The organism is Pseudothauera nasutitermitis (assembly GCF_004801295.1).
In the GTDB taxonomy this organism is placed as follows: domain Bacteria; phylum Pseudomonadota; class Gammaproteobacteria; order Burkholderiales; family Rhodocyclaceae; genus Pseudothauera; species Pseudothauera nasutitermitis.
Map to the genome: position 1 here is coordinate 438,378 of NZ_SSOC01000006.1, position 20,484 is coordinate 458,861.

Consider the following 20,484-nt stretch of genomic DNA (forward strand, 5'->3'; position numbering starts at 1 on the left):
CTGGCTATGCGGCCGGCGGCAGGCGGGCGTCCAGCCAGCGGTGCAGCACGCAGTCCGCCGGCCAGTTGCGCAGCAGGCGGGCGCGGTCTTTCGCCCAGGCGCGCGCGTGGCCGGTGGGCGAGGCGTGCTGGCGCATGGTGTCCAGATCGATGAGCTGTACCGCCTGACCGTCCCACAGCAGGTTGGTGGCCTTGAGGTCGCCGTGGCTGACGCGTTCCCGGTGCAGGGTGGCGAACAGCGTCGTGAGCGCCGCTGCGATGGCGGGTGGCGGTTCGCTGCCGGCATCGAGCAGGGCGAGGAGGTCGGTGCCGGCGCAGTATTCGCTCACCAGCCAGGCGCGGCCGCGCAGGGGGCCGCGGCGCTCCTCGACCAGTGCCAGCGGCGCCGGCGTGGGAACGCCGAACAGGTGCAGGCGATGGCCTTCGCGCCAGGAATGCCAGCCGCGGCTGGGCCGCCACAGCCGCGAGAGGGCATGGCGGGCGTTCTTGATGTTGTAGCGCTTGACCACCAGCGGACGTCCGTCCAGGTCGACCCGGGCGACGGTGCAGGTGTTGCCGCGCTTGAGCAACTGCCCTGCGTCGATGAACCGGTCCGGTTCGGCCAGCAGCGCCGCGAGCGTATCGGCTTCCGTGCGGACGACGGCGGTGAAGTGGTCGAAGTGCCGCTCCATCTTGAACAGGGTGCAGTCGCGTCCTGTTTTGGAGAGGTAGTCGCGCAGCCGCCAGGCGCGCTCGCGGGCAAGCGCGCGCGCCAGGGCGGCCTTGCCTGGCGGCTGGGGGTTGGTCTGGCGGTAGGCGGCCAGCAGGGTATCCAGGTGGCCGTCCCAGGTGCGCGGCAGTTGCGCGAGCAGCATCGCCAGGTCGCGGGCGGCGGTCTTTTCGGCGAGCGGGCCGTTGCCGTGGCGGCGCACTGCGTCGCCGTCGATCAGCAGCAGGCGGCCGTCGTGGCGCAGGAAGTTGCCGAAGTGCAGGTCGTCGTGGCTGAGGCCGGCGGCGTGTACCCGGCCGAGCAGGGCGAAGGCCGGCGCCAGCAGTACGGTGGCGCCGGCGTCGCCGGGAGCGGAGCCGGCCAGCGGCTGCCAGCCGTCGAGCAGAGTGTCGGCGCCGTCCAGGAAGGCGGTCAGCAGCCCGTGACCGCCGCCGGCCAGCGGCTGGGCAGCGACCAGGGCCGGGGTCGGGATGCCGGCGGCGGCCAGCAAGCCGATGCCGGCGCATTCCCGCTGCCAATGGCGTTCGCTGTGCCGGCCGATGAAGAGCTTGACCAGCCGGCGCTCTCCGTTTGCGTCCGTGCCTGCGCCTACCACCCGTTTGCCCGGCAACACCCGCAGCAACTGGTGCAGGACGAGTTCGCTTCCGCCGGCGAGGCGGATGCGGAAGGGGGCGGGCGGCCTGCGGCCCGCGGAGGCGAGGGCCGCGGCGTCGAGCAGCGGGGCGGCGGCGGAAGGGGCATTGCTCATCACAGTCTGCCCTTGCGCCGCAGCCTGTGCTCGAAGGCATGCATGATGCGGCGGATCGCCGCCTTGTCGGCCGCATCCAGCCGGGCATGGCCAGCGTAGTGGAGGTAGAACCTCAGCCTTTGGGTACGGCGCAGGATCCTGCGCGCCGTCTTGTCCAGGGAGGCGAGATCCTTGGCGATGCGGTATCGCAGGAAGGGGCCGTACCAGAAGCGTCCGGTGGGGCAGTCGATGAGGAAAACCTCGCCGCTATCCTGCCGGTAGAGCAGATTCCGCCAGTGCAGGTCGTTGTGGGTGAAGCCGTGGGCGTGCAGGGCGCGGGCGATGCGGGCGGCCTGTCGGCTGATGCGTTCGAAGGTTTCCCGGTCGTGAAGGAGTCCGGGGCTGTGGGCTGCGAGCGTTTCGAGGTTCGTGCTGTCGGGAATTTCGGCGGTGATGAGTGCGCCGCGGTGGAAAGCGCCGTGGCGCCGTTCCAGCCCCCAGCCGACCAGCGTCGCCGTGGGGATGCCCCAGGCGGCGAAATGCTGCAGATTCTCCCATTCCGCCTGCGCGCGGGAGCGGCCGAACCAGCGCCGCAGAGGGTTCTTGGCCGCGCGGTGGTAGCGCTTGACGTAATAGCGGCGCCCGCCGACGGTCACCCGCAGCACCCGGCTCAAGGGATCGCTCGCCACCGGTTCGCCTTCGAGCGCGAACACGGCATCCAGCGTGGCGAAGGCGGCGGCCGCCGCGTCGTCGAGTTGGGTGCGGGCGGGGGTCCAGTGTGTCATCGCTGCAGGGCGGGGCGGTTGGCGAACTTGCGTTCGTAGCGTCGCTTGAGGCGGACCGCTTCGCGTTCCAGGTGGCGCAACAGGGCCGCCTCGCGCTGCAGCGTGGCGCGCAGCGGGCTAGGGAAATAGTGGCGCAGGAAGCGCAGTTTGTCGCGCTGGGTGAGTCCGATGTCGAGTGCCGAGAAGTATAGTGCGGAAAGATCCTTGTCGCGCCAGCGTCGCGGCGTGGCTGGCCGTATCTGGGCGCGGTGCAGGTCGATCAGCGCGAGTCGTGGCGCGTCGCCGGGGGCGTCGGTGCACAGCAGGAAGTGGCAGAGGTAGAGGTCGCGGTGGTTCATGCCGCCTTCGTGCAGGCGGCGGGTGATGCCGGCCACCGCCGCGATCAGCGCGCGTTTGTGGTTCGGCGGCGGTGGCGTGTCGCGCCACGTGCGGGTGTGGGCGTCCAGGTCCTCCGCCGGTTCGATGGCTTCGGTGACCAGGAAGGATTCGCGCCAGGCCGGGCCGCGGCCGCGCTCGCCATAGGCGACTGCGGTCATGGTCGGTACGCCGAGCGCGTGGCAGGTCTGGACAGCGCGCCATTCGCTGCCGGCGCCGAGTACCGGGCGGCGAAGGTGGATCAGTTCTTCGACGATGCGGCCCCAGCCGATGCCGTGCTGGTGCTTGAGGTAGTAGCCGCGGCCGTCGATCTCGAAGCGTAGCGTGCGCCGGCCTTCCAGGTCGCGCACAACAGCCCCGCCAGTGGCGTTGCGGGCGAGTTCGGCGGCCGCGGCGAAGGCATCGCGCCCGGCCCACAGCGTCGATAGCGGCGGGGTCAGCTCCAGCCTGTTCATCCGCGCCAGCCCAGAATGACGTCTGCCGCGCGTTCCGGCAGGCTGTAGAGATCGGCCTGGCCGGCGAAGGCGAGCGCATTGCGCTGCCAGCGCGTGCGTGCCTGATCATCGCCGAGCAGTTGCGCCAGCGCGTCGTCGAGTGCCGATTGGGTGAAGGGCTCGCCGATGATCAGGCCGGCGTCGGCGTCACTGATGTAGTGCGCGTAGCCGCAGGCGGCGGTGGCGACCACCGGCAGGCCGGCGACCAGCGCTTCGAGCAGCACCGTGCCGGTGTTCTCGTGGCGGGCCGGGTGCAGCAGCGCATCGGCGCCGAGCAGGAAGGCCGGCACGTCGTCGCGTCCGCCGGGGATGAAGACCCGTTCGCCGATGCCGAGTTTGTGCGCCTGTTCGAGGAAGGGGCGGGGGTCGTCGGCACCGATCGCCACCAGTCGGGTGCGGCGCTTGAGTGTTTCCGGCAGTGCGGCCAGGGCCGCGATGCTGCGATCCAGGCCCTTGCGCGGAAAGTCGGAGCCGATCTGCACCAGCAGCAGGTCGTCGGCGTGCAGGCCGAACTCGGTGGCGAATTGCGCGCGTGCGGCGGTACGGCGCTCGGCCGCATCCGGCGGCGCGCGGCGGTCGGGTGCGATGCCCGGCGGAAGCAGGTGGAAGCGCCGCGCCGGCGTGCCGTAATACTGGGCGAAGAGCGGCTGCTGGGTGGTGGAGATCATCAGGATCTCCGTCTTGCTTTCGGGCGCGAATACCGCTTGTTCGTAGGCGGCGAAGTGGCGGTAGCGCCAGCCGTAACGGTAGAGGGGTTTTCTCAGGGTGCGCGCTTTGTGTTCGAAGCAGGGATCGGCGGCGTAATAGACGTCCAGCCCTGGCATCTTGTTGAAGCCGACGACCCGGTCCACCGGCCGGCGGGAGAGGTCGTCTTCGACCCAGCGGGTGAATTTCGCATAGCGGCGGTGGTTGGCGAAGGCTGCCACCGGTACCCGCAGCAGTTCGAAGCCCGGCGGCACCTCGCCTTGCCATTCCAGCACATAGACGCGGATGGCGTGGCCGCGCGCCTGGCAGGTCAGTGCGATGCGCAGGAAGTCGCGCTGCAGGCCGCCGTAGGGAAAATACTTGTAAAGGCAGAAAGCGAGTTGCATCAGAGTGGTGATTCCGGATGAAGCGTGGGCTGCAGTGCCTGCCAGACGCGTTGCGGATTCGCCCGGGTGAAGCACAGCGGCCATTCGCGTTCGGTATCGAAGCGCTGTTGCTCCGCTTCCGTGGGGCGGTAGGCGCAGGTCCTGGACAGGCAGGGTGCGCAGGGGAAATCGCTGGGCAGATGGATCTGGCCGGGGCCCCAGGCGCCGGTGAAGCCGGGGTTGGTGGGACCGAACAGCGACAGGGTGGGAACGTCGAGCGCGGCGGCGAGATGGCCCAGGCCGGTGTCGACCGCCACGCAGGCGCGCGCGCCGGCCAGTTGCGTGGCCATGCCGGCGAGGGGCAGGCGCGGGAGTACGTGGGCGTCGGGCAGGCCTTGCGCGAGGCGTTGGGCGCGCTGGTGTTCGGCGTCGCAGCCCCAGGGCAGGCGCACCGGCCAGCCGGCGGCGGTGGCGGTTTCCAGCAGTTCGCGCCAGTAGGCTTCCGGCCAGTGCTTGGTGGGCCAGGTGGTGCCGTGCAGGAAGACCAGGTAGGGGCGCGGATCGGCCGGCGCCCCGGCGCCCGCTGCGCCGGTGAGCACGCGGGCGCGGTCCAGGCCATAGGCGCCGGCGTCGGTCGGCACCGGATAACCCAGCGTATGGGCGAACAGTGCGCGCGTGCGCGCCACCGCGTGCTGGCCGCGCGCCACGTGGTGGCGGTGGGTGTAGAAGCGTGCGGCCAGCGCTTCGCGCGCGGAATTGCGGTCCAGGCCGTGCACCGGGGTGCTGGCGTAGCGGGTGAGCAGGGCGCTTTTCAGCAGGCCCTGTGCGTCCAGGGTGAGGTCGTAGCGGGTGGCGAGCAGTTCGCGGGTGAAGCGCCGCCATTCCCCGCTGGCCCATGCGCGCAGCGGGGCCTTGCGCCAGCGCCGGATGGCCACCGGGATGACGCGGTCCACCGCCGGGTGCCAGGCGGGGATTTCCGCGAAGGCTTCTTCCACCACCCAGTCGAAGCGGATACCCGGCCGCGCGCGCGCCGCATCGGTGAGTGCCGGCAGGGTGTGGATGATGTCGCCCAGCGAGGACGTCTTGACCAGCAGCACGCGCATTCAGCGCGCCTCCAGGTGGATGCGGCGGGACAGTGAGCCGAGCTGGGTGAGCGCCTCGACCACGCTGTCCGGGGTGATCTCGTGCAGGCAGCGGGTGTGGCCGAGCGGACAGGTGCGCTTGAAGCACGGCGAACAGTCCAGCCGCAGGTAGCGGGTGACCACACGTTCGGCGAGCGGCGGGGTGTGGTCCGGCGTGGAAGAACCGTAGAGGGCCACCAGTGGAATGTCCAGCGCGGCGGCCACGTGCATCAGCCCGGAATCGTTGGTGACCGCGGCACGGCTCATGGCGAGCAGATCCACCGCGTCGCCGAGCTGGGTGCGGCCGCACAGGTTGAGCACCGCGCTGCCCATGCCGGCGGCGATCACCTCGCCGACTTCGCGATCCTTGCCCGAGCCGAGAATCCAGATCTGGAAGTCGCGGCGCACCAGTTCCTCGGCCAGCGTGGCGTAGTGGGCCAGCGGCCATTGCTTGGCGGGACCGTATTCGGCACCGGGCATGAAGGCGATGGCGGGCCGGTTGGTCAGGCCGAGTTCGGCGCGCAGGCGGGCCTGGTTGGCAGCGTCCGGCACCAGGGCGGGGCGCGGGAAGGGTTCGGGCAGCGGGGCGCCGGCCACGCGGCCGAGCGCGACGAAGCGCTGCACGGTCATCGGCAGCGCCTGCTTGTCGAGGGCGCGCAGATCGTTCAGCAGGCCGTAGCGCATTTCCCCGCGAAAGCCAGTGCGGCGAGGGATGCGCGCGAACAACGGCACCAGGGCGGATTTGAGCGAGCCGGGCAGCACGATGGCCTGGTCATAGCCTGTGGCGGCGAGCTGGCGCCCCAGCGTCCAGCGCTTGCCCAGGCCGAATTCGCCGTGACCCAGCGGCATCACGATGCCCTGGCGCACTTCCGGCATGCGCGCGAGGATGGGCAGCGACCAGGCCGGGGCGAGCACGTCGATGTCGCACGGCGCGCCGGCTTTCAGCGTCTTGAACAGGCTCTGCGCCATGACCATGTCGCCGACCCAGGAGGGGCCGACGACGAGGATGCGGCGCGCGCGCGCGCCCGTCGCGTCCATCACAGTCCGCGTGCGGCCAGCCAGTCGAGGTAGCGCGGCACACCCTGTTCCACGGTGAGGAAGGGGCGGTCGTAGCCGGCGGCGCGCAGGGCGCCCATGTCGGCCTCGGTGAAGCTCTGGTAGCGGCCCTTGAGGTGTTCGGGGAAGGCGATGTAATCGATGCCGCCGCGCTCCTTGTCGCCGCTCTGCGCGCGGAACCAGGTGATGGCGGCACGCGCCACGTCGTTGAAGCTCTGCGCGCGGCCGGTGCCGACGTTGAAGATGCCGGAAACCTGCGGGTTGTCGAGCAGCCACAGGTTGACCGCCACCACGTCGTCCACGTGGATGAAGTCGCGGCGCTGTTCGCCCGGGCCGTAGCCGTCCGAGCCTTCGAACAGGCGCACGCGGCCGGCGTCGCGCAGCTGGCCGTTGAAGTGCCAGGCCACGCTGGCCATGCTGCCCTTGTGCTGTTCGCGCGGGCCATACACGTTGAAGTAGCGCAGCCCGGCGATCTGCATCGGCAGCTTGCCCAGTTGCGGGCGCAGGTGGCAGTCGAACAGGAACTTGGAGTAGGCGTACATGTTGAGCGGGTGCTCGTGCTCGCGCGCCTCGCGGAACACCGGGCCCATGCCGTACACCGACGCGGAGGAGGCGTAGATCAGCCGCGTGCGCTGGTGCGTGGCCCATTCCAGCAGGGCCTTGGTGTATTCGTAATTCACGCTCATGACGAAGCGCCCGTCCCACTCGGTGGTGGCGGAGCACGCGCCTTCGTGGAACACCGCCTCGACCTCGCCGAAGGACTTGCCGGCGCGGATGTGCGCAAGGAAGTCATCCTTGTCCAGGTAGTCGGCGATGTCCGCGTCCGACAGGTTCAAACATTTGCGCCCGTCGCTGAGGTCGTCCACCACCAGGATGTCGCGGATGCCGCGCGCGTTGAGGCCCTGCACGATGTTGCTGCCGATGAAGCCGGCGCCGCCGGTGACGATGATCATGGCCGTTCTCCGTTCGATTCGATGGCGCGCGCCGCGGCGCGCAGTTCTTCCGCACTGACGGTGGCGGTGCCCAGCTTGCCGACCACCACGCCGGCGGCCAGGTTGGCCAGCGCGGTGGCCTCGGCCAGCGCCAGCCCGCAGGCCAGCCCGGCGCCCAGCACGGCCACCACGGTATCGCCCGCGCCGGTCACGTCGAACACGTCGCGCGCGCGGGTGGGCAGGTCCAGGGGGGACTGGCCGCGCGCCAGCAGGGTCATGCCGCGCTCGGAGCGGGTGACCAGCACGGCCTCCAGGTCGAGCGCCGCGCGCAGCGCCTCGCCGCGTTCGCGCAGTGTGGCCTCGTCAGTGCAGTGGCCCACCACGGCTTCGAATTCACCCATGTTCGGGGTGATCACCGTGGCGCCGCAATAGCGCCCGAAATCCGTGCCCTTGGGATCGACCACCACCGGCACGCCGCGTTCGCGCGCGGCGCGGATCAGGCTGCCGGCCTGCGCCAGCGTGCCCTTGCCGTAGTCGGACAGGATCACCGCGCCGCAGTCCGGCAGGGCGGCCTCGAAGGCCTGTTCGATGCCGGCGGATTCGAGCACCGCGAAGCTGTCCTCGAAATCCAGGCGGATCAGTTGCTGGTGGCGGCTGATCACGCGCAATTTGGTGATGGTGGGGTGTTGCGGGGCTTCCAGCAGCCGGCAGCTCACGCCGCCGGCTTCCAGGCGTTCGCGCAGCAGGCGGGCGGCCTCGTCGCGGCCCACCAAACCGACCAGCGCGGCCCGGCCGCCCAGCGAGGCGGCGTTGAGCGCCACGTTGCCGGCGCCGCCGGCACGGAATTCGTCGTTCTCGACCTTGACCACCGGCACCGGCGCTTCCGGCGAGATGCGGTGGGTGGCGCCATGCCAGTAGCGGTCCAGCATGACATCGCCGACCACGACTACGCGGCCGGCGGAAAAATCGGGCAGGGGAGGCAGCATGAAGCGTGCGTGAGCCTGGGTGTGGAAAGAGCGCGATTATCCCATGAACGCCGCCAGGGAGCCTGTTTGCGCTTATTTCAACGGGGCGGACAAATTTAGCGGTTGAACCACTTCAGTACCGTGCCCCAGGGCTCCACGTCCAGCCGGGTCACCTGGCCGCAGGCGAAGTCCAGCCCCAGCCAGTGTTCGGCGGGCACATTGAGCAGGTGGCCGGCGATCACCCGCAGCGGGCCGCCGTGGGCGACGATGACCACCGGCCGCGCGGGTGGCCCGGCGCGCAGTGCGTTCAGCCAGTCGAGCACGCGCACACTCATGTCGCGCACGGATTCGCCCTGCGGGGCGCGGAAGCCGAGCGGATCGTCCGCCCAGAGGTTCATCACGTCGCCCAGTTCGGCGAACGGGCGGCCTTCCCAGTCGCCGAAGTGGATTTCCTTCAGGCGCGCGTCCACCCGGGGCGTGCCGAACTGCTCGGCGAGCAGGCGGGCGCGCTGCAGGGGGCTGGCGTGCAGGTCGAATTCGGCCGGCAGATGGGGGCGCAGGCGCTCGGCCACCTCGGCGGCGGATTCGGCGATGCCGAGGTCGAGCTGCCCGTAGCACACGCCGGGTTCGACGTCCGGGCGGGGGTGGCGGATCAGGTGCAATTCCATGCGATCAGGATTCCCAGATAGATGCCCAGTTCGCCGGCCTGCTGGGCGGCACCCAGCAGATCGCCGGTGTAGCCGCCCAGGCGGCGCAGGAAGAGGCGCGCGGCCCACAGCGCCACCGCGCCGGCCGCGAGCAGCGCGGCGAGCGCCTGGGCGAAACCCAGCAGGATGAGTGGGACGAGCCCGCACAGCGCGGCAATGGCCAGTTCGCCGGGGCGCAGGGCGTGCGCCAGTGGTTTGGATTTGCTGCTGTCGTCCTCGCGCGCATAGGGCAGCCAGTGGATCAGCGCGGTGGCGCCCAGCCGCGACAGCGGATGGGCGGCCAGCAGCGCCAGGGCCACGGCCGCGTTGCCGTGGGCGGCCAGTTCGATCAGTGCGAAGGCCTTGGCGAGCAGCATCAGCACCAGTCCCACGGTGCCGTAGCTGCCGATGCGCGAGTCCTTCATGATGGCGAGCACCTGGGCCTTGTCCCAGCCGCCGCCCAGGCCGTCGCAGCTGTCCGCCCAGCCATCCTCGTGGAAGGCGCCGGTGAACCGGATGGTGACCGCCATCGACAGGATCACCGCCAGCGACGCCGGCAGCACCTGCGCGAAGCCCAGCCAGGCGGCCGCGCCCACACCGCCCACCACCCAGCCGACCAGCGGGAAGTAGCGCGCCGCGTGGTTCAGCCGCTGCGTCGACCACGGTACCCAGGCGGGTACCGGAATGCGGGTGAAGTAGCCCAGCGCGGTAAGGAAGAGTTCGAGTTGGTAGCGCATGGGCGCAGGATGGCAATGGCGGGGCAATGAACTAGAATGCGCATTGATGATGCGCGTTGTGAGTGTGAGGTCAAAAATGGGTGTTTCAGCAACGAAGCCAAAGCGTGCGACCAATCTGACGCTCTCCACCGATGTCCTGGCGGAGGCCAAGAGCCTGGACATCAACATCTCCCAGGTCTGCGACGAGTTTCTGAGAGATCTTGTGCGGCGGGAAAAGGCCCGGCGCTGGAAGCGGGAGAACGCGGAATTCATCGCGGAATACAACCGCACCGTCGATGTCGAGGGGCTCCCCTTGGCCGAATGGCGGACATTCTGACATGGCGCGCTTCGATGTCTATCGCAATCCCGCGAAGAGCGCACCGCAAACGCCCTATCTGCTCGACGTGCAGGCCGACCTGCTCGATGGGCTGGATACCCGGGTAGTCATTCCGCTGCGCCGGCGTGACAGTCTGGCGGCGGACAGGCTTCCGGCGGAGCTGATGCCGGAAGTCATGGTCGAGGGCGTGCGCTGCGTGCTCGAAACCCCCAAGCTGGCCGCGGTGCCCCTGCGTGTGTTGGGTTCCCCCGTGTGTTCAATGGCCGAGGGGCGAACCGAGATTGTCGGTGCGCTGGACTTCCTGTTCCAGGGATATTGAGATGCAGGGCCGGTCGCTGACGCCGGCCGAGGCGAAGCTGGCCATTTCGTCGAGGAAGTTCACCGCCGCCTGCACCAGCGGGAAGGCCAGTGCCGCGCCGGTGCCTTCGCCCAGGCGCAGGTCCAGATCCATCAGTGCCTCGACGCCCAGGTGGGTGAGTTGCAGGCGGTGGCCGGGCTCCTGCGAACGGTGGGCGAACACGCAGTAGGGCAGGATGGCCGGGGCGATGGCCCGCGCGGCGAGCAGCGCGGCGGTGACGATGAAGCCGTCGATCAGCAGCACCATGCGGCGCTCCGCCGCGCCCAGCATGGCGCCGGCCATCATGGCGATCTCGAAGCCGCCGTATTCGGCCAGCGCGGCGAACGGATCGCGCGGCTGGCCGCCGCGCGCCACCGCCCGTTCGAGCAGGGCCAGCTTGCGCGCCAGGCCGGCATCGTCCAGGCCGGTGCCGCGCCCGGTCACCGTGGCCAGTTCGGCGCCGGCGAGGCAGTGGGTGAGCAGCGCGGCGGCGGCCGTGTTGCCGATGCCCATCTCGCCGAAGCCCACGCAGTTGCAGCCGTTGGCGGCCAGCGCGTGGGCGAGTTCGCGGCCGCGCTGCAGGGCGGCGCGCACGCTGTCGGGCGTCATCGCCGGTTGTTCGAGGTAGTTGGCCGTGCCAGGACCGAGCTTGGCGTCGAGCAGCCCGGGGCGACGGCCGAAGTCGTGGTTCACGCCGGCATCGACCACCGTGATGCCCAGCCCGCCCTGGCGGCAGAACACGTTGATCGCGGCCCCGCCGGCGAGGAAGTTCTCCACCATCTGCCAGGTGACTTCCTGCGGAAAGGCCGAGACGCCTGCGCGCGCTGCGCCGTGGTCGCCGGCGAACACGCAGACGTGCGGCTGGCGCAGTGCCGGCGCCAGCGTGCCCTGGATCAGCCCGATCTGCGCGGCGAGCGCCTCCAGCCGGCCGAGCGCGCCGGGCGGCTTGGTCTTCTGGTCGATCTTGCGTTGCAGGGCGGGGGCGAGGGCGGTGTCGGGCGGGAGAATGTCGAAATGCATGGCGAAAGGCTGAATGGAAGGTGCGTCGCGGCGCAGTTTAGCCGCCCTTGAGCGCCAGCGGCAGGCCCGCGGCGACGAAGGTGACCGTGTCGGCCAGCGCGGCGACGCGCTGGTTGAGGCGTCCGGCCTCGTCGCGGAACAGGCGGCCGAGCGGGGTGTCCGGCACCAGGCCGAGGCCCACCTCGTTGGCCACCAGCACGACGTGGCCGGGCAAGGTGGGCAGGGCGGCGAGCAGCGCGTCGCGTTCGGCTTTGAGCTGCGGCAGCGCGTCGGCATCCGCGCCGGGGGGCAGGCGCTCGGCGCCGTCGAGCAGGTTGGCCAGCCACAAGGTCAGGCAATCGACGATCAGCCAGCGCTCCGGCGCGGCTTCGGCGCGCAGCGCGGCGGCCAGCGCGCGCGGGGCTTCCACGGTGCGCCAGCCGGCCGGGCGTTCGGCGCGGTGGCGGCGGATGCGTTCGGCCATTTCGCCGTCGAGCGCCTCGGCGGTGGCGATCACGACGACGGGCGCGCCGGATGCGGCGGCGCGGGTTTCGGCCAGACGGCTTTTGCCCGAACGGGCGCCGCCGAGAATGAGTTCGATCGACATGGGAAAGTGGCGACGCGCGCTGCACAAGGGAAGACGGAAGCGCTATTATCCGCCCCGCGCCCGCAAGGGGCGCAAAGCGTTTCAGGTGCCCGCAGGCGAGTCCCGCCGATGGGTTGAACGGGAAACAGGTGCGCGGTGAATCCGCCGCAAGGCCTGTGCTGCCCCCGCAACGGTAAGTGAACACAAGGCGCGTCCTCACGCCACTGGGCCATCCGGCCCGGGAAGGCGATGCGCCCGGTCCGGCTGCTTTCTGCCGGTACGGTTCATGAGCCCGGATACCGGCCTCGAACGCACAGGCGGATGTGCCGCGGGGTGGCGGTGCCGGGCGTTTGCTGCGCTCCACGGATCTCCCCGCGTCGCATCGTTTCGACGATCGACGCGGCGTGCGGGGACGCTTGCCGGGTCGCAGGCAGGAGCTTCCTGACAATGACCATCCGACTTTCCGCGCTGGCCTCGGCGTGCGCGCTCGCTTTCTCCGGCCAGGCCTTCGCCGACGCGGCGCAGGACGCGCACGAACTGGCGCAGGTGACCGTTTCCGCAACCCGCATCGACGTGTCCGACACCGCAGCGACCTACGCCTCCGAAGTGCACGGCCGCGAGGAAATCGAACGCTCCGGCGCGACCACGCTGGTCGATTACCTGTCGCGCCACACCTCGCTGCAGATGCTGCCGAGCTACGGCAACCGCTTCACCCCGTCGCTCAACATGCGCGGCTACGGCTTCACCGACGGCTACCAGAACGTGGTGATCTCGGTGGACGGCCGCCGCATGAACAACATCGACATGGTGCCGCAGCTGCTCGGTTCCATCATGCTGGCCGACATCGAGCGCATCGAGATCACCCGCGGCAGCGGCGCGGTGATGTTCGGCGACGGCGCCACCGCCGGCACCATCCAGATCCATACCCGCGCGCGCACCGGCGTGAATGCCGAACTGTACGGCGGCAGCCACGGCACGCGCGGCGGGGTGTTCAGCGCCGGGCTGGCGCAGGAGCGTTTCTCGCTGTCGGCTTCTGGCGAGCGCAGCCAGTCCGACGGCTTCAGCGACAAGGACCCGTCCGGCCACCGCGACGAATCGCGCATCGATACCTGGCGCGTCGCGCTGTCCGGCAAGCCGGTGGATGCGCTGGAGCTCAAGCTCGACGCCGGGCGTTCGCGCATCGACACGCGCTATCCGGGCTGGCTGACCCTGGCGCAGTTCAAGGACGACCCCGCGCAGCACCGGCCGGGCAGCGGCAACTACACGCACCAGAAGTTCGACGCCGAATACTGGAGCGTGGGCGGCGAATACGACTTCGGCGCCGGCTGGAAGCTGTCGGCCAACCACCACGACGAGAGCAAGAACTCCGAGTTCTCCTCCGGCTGGTCTTCCGACTACCGCTCGCTGTCGGACGAAGTGGCGGTGCAGTACCGTGGCGGGGCCTTGTCGGCGGTGGCCGGCGTGCAGCATTTCGATGGCCTGCGCAAGGGCGCGGACAACAAGACCTCCAAGCGCAACACCGGCTGGTTCGCGCAGGGCCAGTACGCATTCGACCGCCTGACCCTGTCCGCCGGCGTGCGCACCGAGCGCGTGGAGTACGAGTACCGGCCCACGGCCGGCGTCCGGCTCAAGGACGACGACCGCCTGTCCTCCTGGGACGTGGGCTTCAACTACCGTGTGGATGCGGCGCTGTCGCTGTTCGGCAACTACAACGCCTCCTTCCAGGCGCCGGACATCGACCGCTTCTTCTCCACCGACTGGATGACCGGCGTGACCCACTTCAACGGCTTCATCGAGCCGATGAGGGTACGCACCGTCACCCTCGGCCTCAACCACGTCACCCCGGCCAACCGCCTGAAAGTGGCGGTGTTCCATGCTGATCTGAAGAACGAGATCTTCTACGAGCCGTTCTCCTTCCAGAACACCAACATCGATCGCTCCCACAAGTACGGCCTGGAGCTGCAGGACACCTGGCAGATCACCCCGATCCTGACCGGCCTGTTCAACTACACCTGGACGCGCGCCATCATCGACCGCGACGATGCCGGCGGCGGCGCCTTCGACGGCAAGGAACTGCCCGGTGTGCCGCGCCACGGCGTGGTGCTGGGCCTGAACGTCAAGGTCGGCGACCACGGCAACCTGCATCTGACCCACACCTGGCGCAGCAAGGCCTGGGCGACGGGCGACTTCGACAACAACAACCTGCAGAAGCAGCGCGCCTACCAGTCCACCGACCTCGCCTACCGCCACCGCATCACCAAGGACGTGGAGCTGTACGGCACGGTGAGCAACCTGTTCGAGCGCGAGAACGGCGTCTGGACGCGGGACGACCGCATCTATCCGGTGGATTTCGAGCGCACCTGGAAGCTGGGCGCGCGGGTCTCGTTCTGAACGCGGGCGGGCCCGGCGCGCCGGGCCGCTGCGTTGCTTGTCCGGCCACGGCCGCCCCGCCACGACGCCGGGCGGCCAATCGTTTTTTCTGGATGCCGCACGCGATGCTCCTCATGACTGCCGGATCGGTCGCCGCCGTGCTCCTGATGGCGCCGGCGCCCGTGCGGGCGCAGACCGAACCGACACTCGCCCCCCAGGTGGTCACGGCCAGCCGCCAGGGCCAGCGTGCCGAGGATGCGCTGGCCAGCGTGGAGGTGATCGAGCGGGTGGACATCGAGCGTGCCGGTGCCGCCTCGCTGATCGACGTGCTGCGCACCTTGCCGGGCGTGCGCGTGACCGCCAACGGCGGGCGCGGATCGAACGCCAACGTGTACATCCGCGGTGCCGAGGCGCGCCACACCCTGCTGCTGGTGGATGGCCTGCGGGTGGGCTCCGCGACCTCCGGCGCGCCCACGCTGGAGACCATTCCGCTCGACATGATCGAGCGCATCGAAATCCTGCGCGGGCCGGCCAGCGCGCTGTACGGCTCCGAAGCCATCGGCGGGGTGATCCAGGTGTTCACCCGCAAGGGCGAGACCGGCTTCCATCCCGAACTGTTCGTTGGCTACGGCAGCGAGGACACCTTCAAGGGTTCCGCCACGCTGTCCGGTGGCACCGGGCGCCTGCGCTACAGCCTGAGCGCGGGCAAGGAGCGCACCGACGGCTACGATTCCAAGCGCGACCCGGCCTACTGGGCCGGCAGCGGCGGGCGCAGCTCGTGGTGGGGCGACCGCGACGGCTTCCGCAGCGACCTGCTCAGCGGCTCGCTGTCCCTTGGTTTCCGCGAGCGCGACGAGGCCGGCGTGAGCTTCACCCGCACGGATGCGCGCAACGAATACGACGCTTCCGGGCTGACCTACTTCAATTCCTGGATCGACAAGAAGAGCCGGACCCTCGGCTTCTTCCTGCGCAACGAACTCGCCGCCGGCTGGACCAGCACGCTGCGCCTGGGGCGCAGCGAGGACCGCTCGCTGACCCAGGCCAGCGCGGCCTTGCCCAGCCGTTTCGACACGCGGCAGGACCAGTGGGGCTGGCAGCACGACGTCGATCTGCCGCTGGGCCGCCTGCTGCTCGCCTACGAATCCGTCACCAGCAAGCTGGACAGTTCCAACCAGTACCGGCGCAACAGCCGCCGGGTCGATTCCGTCGTCGCCGGATGGACCGCGCGCCTGGGCGCGCACGACGTGCAGATCAACGCGCGCCACGACGACAACTCGCAGTTCGGCGGCAAGACCACCGGCCTGCTCGCCTACGGGTATGATCTGTCCCCCGCCTGGCGCGTGCGCGCCAGCCTCGCCAGCGCCTTCAACGCGCCCACCTTCAACCAGCTCTACTGGCCGATGACCTCGCCGACCAGCTACCACGGCAACCCGGACCTCAAACCCGAAGAAGCGCTCAACCGCGAACTCGGCGTGCGCTGGCGCGGTGGCAATCACGTGGTCGAGCTGAGCGCCTTCGACAACAAGGTCACCGGGCTGATCGCCAACAACCCGGAGCCCGCCCTGCGCGGCCAGCAGATCAACCTGGGCGAGGCGCGCCTGCGCGGCCTGGAACTGGCCTACACCCTGTCCGCCGGCGCCTTCGAATTCATGGCCGGCGCCGATACCCTGAGCGCCAAGGATGCGCGCAGCGGACTGCACCTGCCGCGCCGCGCGCGCCATGCGGGCTTCGTGCGCCTGCTGCGCAAGGGCCAGCGCGTGGATTGGGGCGTCGAGTTCGATGGCGCCGGGCGGCGCTACGACGATGCCGCCAACAGCGCGCGCCTGCACGGCTACGCCCTGGCCGGCGCCTGGCTGCACTACCGCGTGGCGCGCGACTGGCGCATTGAGGCGCGCGCCGACAACCTGCTCGACAAGGACTACGAACTGGCGCGCGGCTACCGCACGCCGGGGCGCAGCGCCTTCGTCGGCGTGCGCTACGCGCCGCGTTGAACGGGCCGCCCATGCGCAAGCCCCTGCACGTTCTGACGATCCTCCTCGCGCTGGTTGGCGCGGGGCTGGGCGTGTTCGCCTGGGCCCTGTCCGCCGGCAGCCTGCCGATCGGCGTGGGGGAAGTCTGGGGCGCGCTGTTCAGCGGTGATGCGGGCATGGCCGCCAGCGTGGTGCGCGAACTGCGCCTGCCACGCGCGGTGGCCACCTTCGCCGCCGGCGGGCTGCTCGCCACGGCCGGCGCGCTGATGCAGGTGCTGCTGCGCAATCCGTTGGCGGACCCCTACGTGCTGGGCATTTCCGGCGGCGCGGCGGTCGGCGCGCTGGCCTGCATGATGCTCGGCCTGGCGCCGCTGGCGGTCGACGGGGCGGCCTTCGCCGGGGCGCTGGCCGCGATGCTGGTGGTGTTCGGCCTGGCCCACGGCGACGGTTCGTGGACGCAGACCCGTTTGCTGCTCACCGGGGTGATCGTCGCCGCCGGCTGCGGCGCGGCGATTTCGCTGATGCTCGCGCTGGCGCCCGATTCGCGCGTGCAGCCCATGCTGTTCTGGCTGATGGGCGACGCCAGCAGCGCTACCCGGCCGTGGCCCGCGCTGGTCGTGCTGGTGGCCGGCCTGCTGGTCGCCCTGCCGTTTGCGCGCGATCTGAACGTGCTGGCGCGCGGGCAGACCGCGGCCGCCGCGCTCGGCGTGCGGGTCGGGCGGCTGCGCGTCGCGCTGTACCTGCTGGCCTCGCTGCTCACCGCCTCGGCGGTGACGCTGGTGGGTTCGGTGGCCTTCGTCGGCCTGGTGGTGCCGCATCTGGTGCGCCTCGCGCTGGGCAACGACCAGCGCGTGCTGCTGCCGGCCGCGGCGCTGGCCGGCGGCGTGCTGCTCACCGCCGCCGATACCCTGGCGCGCACGCTGATCGCCCCCCTGCAACTGCCGGTGGGCGTGTTGACCGCGCTGATCGGCGTGCCGGTGTTCCTGTTCCTGCTGGCGAGGCACCCGCGATGAAGCATCCGGCCGCGCCGCTGTTGGAGGCCAGCCATCTCGCCCTGCGAGTGGGCGGGTGCCGTCTGTGCGGCGATCTCGACCTGTGCCTGCGTGCCGGCGAGTGCTGGGTGTTGCTCGGCCCCAACGGCGCGGGCAAGACCACCTTGCTGCACACCCTGGCGGGGCTGCGCGCGCCCGATGCGGGCGAAGTCCGCCTGGACGGGCGGCCCTACGCGGCCTGGCGCGGGCAGCAGGCCGCGCGCTTCCGCGGCCTGCTCGCGCAGCAGCAGCCGGACCAGTTTGCCTCGACCGTGCTGGAAACCGTGCTGGTCGGCCGCCATCCGCATCTCGGCCGTTGGGGTTGGGAAGGCCCGGAGGACGAGCGCATCGCCCGCGCCGCGCTGGACAGCGTGGGCCTCGGCGAACTGGCCGCGCGCGACATCCTGAGCCTGTCCGGCGGCGAGCGCCAGCGCGTGGCGCTCGCTGCGCTGCTCGCCCAGTCGCCGCGCGTGCTGCTGCTCGACGAGCCGACCAACCACCTCGACCTGCGTTACCAGATCGCCGTTCTCGACCTCATCCGCGCGCGCGCGGACAGCGGCCACGGCGTGGTGATGGTGCTGCACGACATCAATCTCGCCGCGCGCTACGCCGACCGCATCGTGCTGCTCGACGGGCGGGGCGGGGCGCAAGCCGGCACGCGCGACGAAGTGCTGCGCGCAGACCTGCTCGGCGCGGCCTTCGGGCACCCGCTGGTGCGCCACGAGATCGACGGCCGGGCCGCCTTCCTGCCCGCGTGAAAGGCGTACGGGGCGTGCCGGGCGGCGCGCTACACTAGGGTCTGTTGACATACGTTTCATGGGCCGCGTTGTGTCCAAACGCCCCCGCTACGGCGTTGCGCTCCTTGTAGCGTGAGCGTTTGGACACAACCCGAAGGGCTCGGCCGAGTGGGCCCCCATTGCGGCGTTGCGGCTCCTTGATTGGGGGCCACCCAATCCGCGTCGCCGCGCCTTGCACTGGGAGCCCACTCGGCCGAGCGCGGCCCATGAAACGTATGTCAACAGACCCTAGCGCGATGCAACTGCCCGATACCCCAGAATTCCCCGCGCGTTCCGGCCCCCGGCCGGGCCACGTCTACCTGGTCGGCGCCGGCCCCGGCGATGCGGAACTGCTCACCCTGCGCGGCGCCCGCCTGCTGGGCGGCGCCGACGCGGTGCTGTACGACAATCTGGTCAGCCCCGTGGTGCTCGACTTGGCGCCCGCCGCCGCCGAACGCCTCTACGTCGGCAAGAAGGCCGCCGACCATTCGCTGCCGCAGGAGGAGATCAACGCGCTGCTGATCCGTCTGGCGCGCGCCGGGTGCAAGGTGGTGCGCCTGAAGGGCGGCGATCCGTTCATCTTCGGGCGCGGCGGCGAGGAGATGGAAGCGCTGGTGGAGGCCGGCATTCCCGTCGAGGTCGTGCCCGGCGTGACGGCCGCCGCCGGCATCGCCGCGTATGCCGGCATCCCGCTGACCCACCGCGACCACGCGCAGTCCGTGCTGTTCGCCACCGGCTTTCTCAAGGATGGCACGCTGGCGCTGGACTGGCCGACGCTGGCGCGCCCCAACCAGACCCTGGTGATCTACATGGGCCTCTCGCGCCTGGCGGAAATCTGTACCCGCCTGACCGAGCACGGCCTGCCGGCCGATACCCCGGCCGGCGTCATCGAGCGCGGCACCACCGCGCGCCAGCGGGTCGCCGTGGCCACGCTGGGCACGCTGGCCGAGCGGGTTGCCGAGGCCGGCATCCGGCCGCCCGCGCTCACCGTGGTGGGCGGCGTGGTCGGCCTGTATCCGCGCCTGGCGTGGTTCCGGCCGGCGGATGCGGCGGAGGGGGGCGAGCCGTATGGCGGCCATCCCGCCACGCCGGCGGATGGTGCGGGCGGCGATGGGCGCTGAGCCGGCCGTGCGCCATTGCCCCGCGCTGTTCATCGGCGCGCCGGCCTCCGGCCAGGGCAAGACCACGGTCACCGCCGCGTTCGCCCGCCTGCATGTACGTCTGGGCCGGCGTGTACGGGTGTTCAAGTGCGGCCCGGATTTCCTCGACCCGCAGATCCACGCGGTGGCCAGCGGGGCGCCGGTGTACAACCTCGATCTGGGCATGTGCGGCGAGCACGATGCTGCCTGGCGCCTGTACGCGGCGGCCGGCGAGGCGGACCTGATCCTCGTCGAAGGCGTCATGGGGCTGTTCGACGGCACACCCTCGGGCGCCGATCTGGCCGAACGCTTCGGTTTGCCGGTGCTCGCGGTGATCGACGCGCGCGCGATGGCGCAGACCTTCGGCGCCGTTGCCCACGGGCTGGCGAGCTTCCGCGCGGGCCTGCCGTTTTCCGGCGTGCTGGCCAACCGCGTGGGCGGCGCACACCATGTCGAACTGCTGCGCGCGGCGCTGCCGCCGGGGCTGCGCTGGCACGGCGCCTTGCCGCGCGAGGCCGGCGCCGCGCTGCCGGAGCGTCATCTGGGCTTGCTGCAGGCCGCCGAGATCGCCGACCTGGAAGAACGCCTGGAGCGCATGGCCGACGCGCTGGCGGAGAGCGGCGCGGGGGAACTGCCGCCGCCGGTGGCGTTCCGCCATGCGGCCGCCCCCAGTGTGCCGCCGCTGCTGGCTGGCCGCCGCGTGGCCATCGCGCGCGATGCGGCCCACGGTTTCATCTATCCGGCGAATGTCGATACGCTGCGCGCGCTGGGTGCCGAGCCGGTGTTCTTTGCGCCGTTGGAGGGCGAGTCCTTGCCGTCCTGCGACGCGCTATGGCTGCCGGGCGGGTATCCGGAACTGCATGCCGAGCGGCTCGCCGCCAATGTCGGGTTCCGGGATGCTCTGCGCGCCCACGTGGCGGCGGGCAAGCCGCTGCTGGCCGAATGCGGCGGCATGATGGGCCTGTTCGACTCGCTGGTGGACAAGGCCGGAACGGCGCATGCCGGCTGTGGCCTGTTGCCCGGCCGCGCGGTCATGCAGGCGCGCCTGGCCGCCCTCGGCACCCAGGAGGTGGAGTTGCCGGAAGGACGGCTTGCCGGGCACACCTTCCACTATTCCCGCGCGCAGACCCCGCTCGTGCCGCTCACGCATGCGCGCACCCCGGACGGCAGGGAGGGCGAGGCGGTGTATCGCCGCGGACGGCTCACCGCCTCCTATCTGCATCTCTACTTCCCTTCCGCGCCCGCGGCGCTCGCCCGCCTGCTGTCGGGCGCGACCGCCAGGGATCGCGGCAACACGGCCTGAC

Annotated in this window: 20 protein-coding genes and 1 riboswitch; of the genes, 8 read left to right on the top strand and 12 right to left on the bottom strand. The window is 70.8% G+C overall.

Translation table 11 applies throughout. From position 1 onward, the window contains the following. Positions 1-4 precede the first annotated feature (4 nt). From E6C76_RS18050 to E6C76_RS18095, 10 genes are all read right to left on the bottom strand, one after another. Positions 5-1,456, bottom strand: coding sequence for a lipopolysaccharide kinase InaA family protein (locus tag E6C76_RS18050; protein ID WP_136349624.1), 1,452 nt, complete (start codon positions 1,454-1,456; stop codon positions 5-7). Continuing rightward, positions 1,456-2,220, bottom strand: a complete 765-nt coding sequence (locus E6C76_RS18055; protein ID WP_136349625.1) for a lipopolysaccharide kinase InaA family protein — start codon at positions 2,218-2,220, stop codon at positions 1,456-1,458. The genes E6C76_RS18050 and E6C76_RS18055 overlap by 1 nt, the downstream gene beginning before the upstream one ends. Further along, complete coding sequence (rfaP, locus tag E6C76_RS18060; protein WP_136349626.1) at positions 2,217-3,050, bottom strand: lipopolysaccharide core heptose(I) kinase RfaP; 834 nt, start codon at positions 3,048-3,050, stop codon at positions 2,217-2,219. Before rfaP ends, E6C76_RS18055 begins: the two co-directional genes overlap by 4 nt. Beyond that, positions 3,047-4,180, bottom strand: coding sequence for a glycosyltransferase family 4 protein (locus E6C76_RS18065; protein WP_136349627.1), 1,134 nt, complete (start codon positions 4,178-4,180; stop codon positions 3,047-3,049). Before E6C76_RS18065 ends, rfaP begins: the two co-directional genes overlap by 4 nt. Continuing rightward, the gene (gene waaC / locus E6C76_RS18070; RefSeq protein ID WP_136349628.1) at positions 4,180-5,262 is read right to left on the bottom strand and encodes a lipopolysaccharide heptosyltransferase I; all 1,083 of its coding nucleotides are present in this window, start codon (positions 5,260-5,262) and stop codon (positions 4,180-4,182) included. Before waaC ends, E6C76_RS18065 begins: the two co-directional genes overlap by 1 nt. Then, positions 5,263-6,318 carry a lipopolysaccharide heptosyltransferase II gene (gene waaF, locus E6C76_RS18075; RefSeq protein ID WP_136349629.1) on the bottom strand — a complete coding sequence of 352 codons (1,056 nt, stop codon included), beginning with the start codon at positions 6,316-6,318 and terminating at the stop codon, positions 5,263-5,265. Further along, positions 6,318-7,289 carry an ADP-glyceromanno-heptose 6-epimerase gene (rfaD, locus tag E6C76_RS18080; RefSeq protein WP_136349630.1) on the bottom strand — a complete coding sequence of 324 codons (972 nt, stop codon included), beginning with the start codon at positions 7,287-7,289 and terminating at the stop codon, positions 6,318-6,320. Before rfaD ends, waaF begins: the two co-directional genes overlap by 1 nt. Then, the gene (gene rfaE1 / locus E6C76_RS18085) at positions 7,286-8,254 is read right to left on the bottom strand and encodes a D-glycero-beta-D-manno-heptose-7-phosphate kinase (RefSeq protein ID WP_136349631.1); all 969 of its coding nucleotides are present in this window, start codon (positions 8,252-8,254) and stop codon (positions 7,286-7,288) included. Before rfaE1 ends, rfaD begins: the two co-directional genes overlap by 4 nt. Positions 8,255-8,349: 95 nt before the next feature. Further along, on the bottom strand, positions 8,350-8,901 hold the full coding sequence (cobC, locus tag E6C76_RS18090; RefSeq protein ID WP_136349632.1) for an alpha-ribazole phosphatase family protein: 552 nt from the start codon (positions 8,899-8,901) through the stop codon (positions 8,350-8,352). Next, positions 8,886-9,656 carry an adenosylcobinamide-GDP ribazoletransferase gene (locus tag E6C76_RS18095; RefSeq protein ID WP_136349633.1) on the bottom strand — a complete coding sequence of 257 codons (771 nt, stop codon included), beginning with the start codon at positions 9,654-9,656 and terminating at the stop codon, positions 8,886-8,888. The genes cobC and E6C76_RS18095 overlap by 16 nt, the downstream gene beginning before the upstream one ends. On the opposite strand from E6C76_RS18095, the gene E6C76_RS18100 reads away from it, so the two are divergent. Together E6C76_RS18100 and E6C76_RS18105 are read left to right on the top strand one after the other, a co-directional pair. After that, the gene (locus E6C76_RS18100; protein ID WP_230976313.1) at positions 9,655-9,972 is read left to right on the top strand and encodes a type II toxin-antitoxin system CcdA family antitoxin; all 318 of its coding nucleotides are present in this window, start codon (positions 9,655-9,657) and stop codon (positions 9,970-9,972) included. The two genes, E6C76_RS18095 and E6C76_RS18100, sit on opposite strands and share 2 nt — an antisense overlap. 1 nt (position 9,973) lies before the next feature. Beyond that, entirely contained in the window at positions 9,974-10,291 is a 318-nt protein-coding gene (locus E6C76_RS18105) for a CcdB family protein (RefSeq protein ID WP_136349634.1), read from the top strand. On the opposite strand, the gene cobT is transcribed toward E6C76_RS18105, so the two are convergent. Further along, a complete protein-coding gene (cobT, locus tag E6C76_RS18110; protein WP_136349635.1) occupies positions 10,229-11,329 on the bottom strand; it encodes a nicotinate-nucleotide--dimethylbenzimidazole phosphoribosyltransferase in 1,101 nt (366 codons plus the stop codon). The genes E6C76_RS18105 and cobT overlap by 63 nt on opposite strands. A gap of 37 nt (positions 11,330-11,366) precedes the next feature. Continuing rightward, entirely contained in the window at positions 11,367-11,915 is a 549-nt protein-coding gene (gene cobU / locus E6C76_RS18115; protein WP_136349636.1) for a bifunctional adenosylcobinamide kinase/adenosylcobinamide-phosphate guanylyltransferase, read from the bottom strand. 66 nt (positions 11,916-11,981) lie between these two features. Further along, positions 11,982-12,216, top strand: a riboswitch (cobalamin riboswitch). Between the two features lie 125 nt (positions 12,217-12,341). On the opposite strand from cobU, the gene E6C76_RS18120 reads away from it, so the two are divergent. From E6C76_RS18120 to E6C76_RS18145, 6 genes are all read left to right on the top strand, one after another. Then, positions 12,342-14,285, top strand: coding sequence for a TonB-dependent receptor (locus E6C76_RS18120; protein WP_136349637.1), 1,944 nt, complete (start codon positions 12,342-12,344; stop codon positions 14,283-14,285). Between the two features lie 113 nt (positions 14,286-14,398). Continuing rightward, the gene (locus E6C76_RS18125) at positions 14,399-16,255 is read left to right on the top strand and encodes a TonB-dependent receptor domain-containing protein (RefSeq protein WP_230976314.1); all 1,857 of its coding nucleotides are present in this window, start codon (positions 14,399-14,401) and stop codon (positions 16,253-16,255) included. Positions 16,256-16,266: 11 nt separating this feature from the next. Beyond that, on the top strand, positions 16,267-17,247 hold the full coding sequence (locus tag E6C76_RS18130) for a FecCD family ABC transporter permease (protein WP_136349639.1): 981 nt from the start codon (positions 16,267-16,269) through the stop codon (positions 17,245-17,247). Beyond that, entirely contained in the window at positions 17,244-18,023 is a 780-nt protein-coding gene (locus tag E6C76_RS18135) for an ABC transporter ATP-binding protein (RefSeq protein ID WP_136349640.1), read from the top strand. The genes E6C76_RS18130 and E6C76_RS18135 overlap by 4 nt, the downstream gene beginning before the upstream one ends. Positions 18,024-18,298: 275 nt before the next feature. Then, positions 18,299-19,162 (top strand): uroporphyrinogen-III C-methyltransferase, encoded by an 864-nt coding sequence (gene cobA, locus E6C76_RS18140; RefSeq protein WP_136349641.1) that lies wholly within the window; start codon positions 18,299-18,301, stop codon positions 19,160-19,162. Further along, positions 19,152-20,483 (top strand): cobyrinate a,c-diamide synthase, encoded by a 1,332-nt coding sequence (locus E6C76_RS18145; RefSeq protein ID WP_136349642.1) that lies wholly within the window; start codon positions 19,152-19,154, stop codon positions 20,481-20,483. Before cobA ends, E6C76_RS18145 begins: the two co-directional genes overlap by 11 nt. Position 20,484 lies beyond the last annotated feature (1 nt).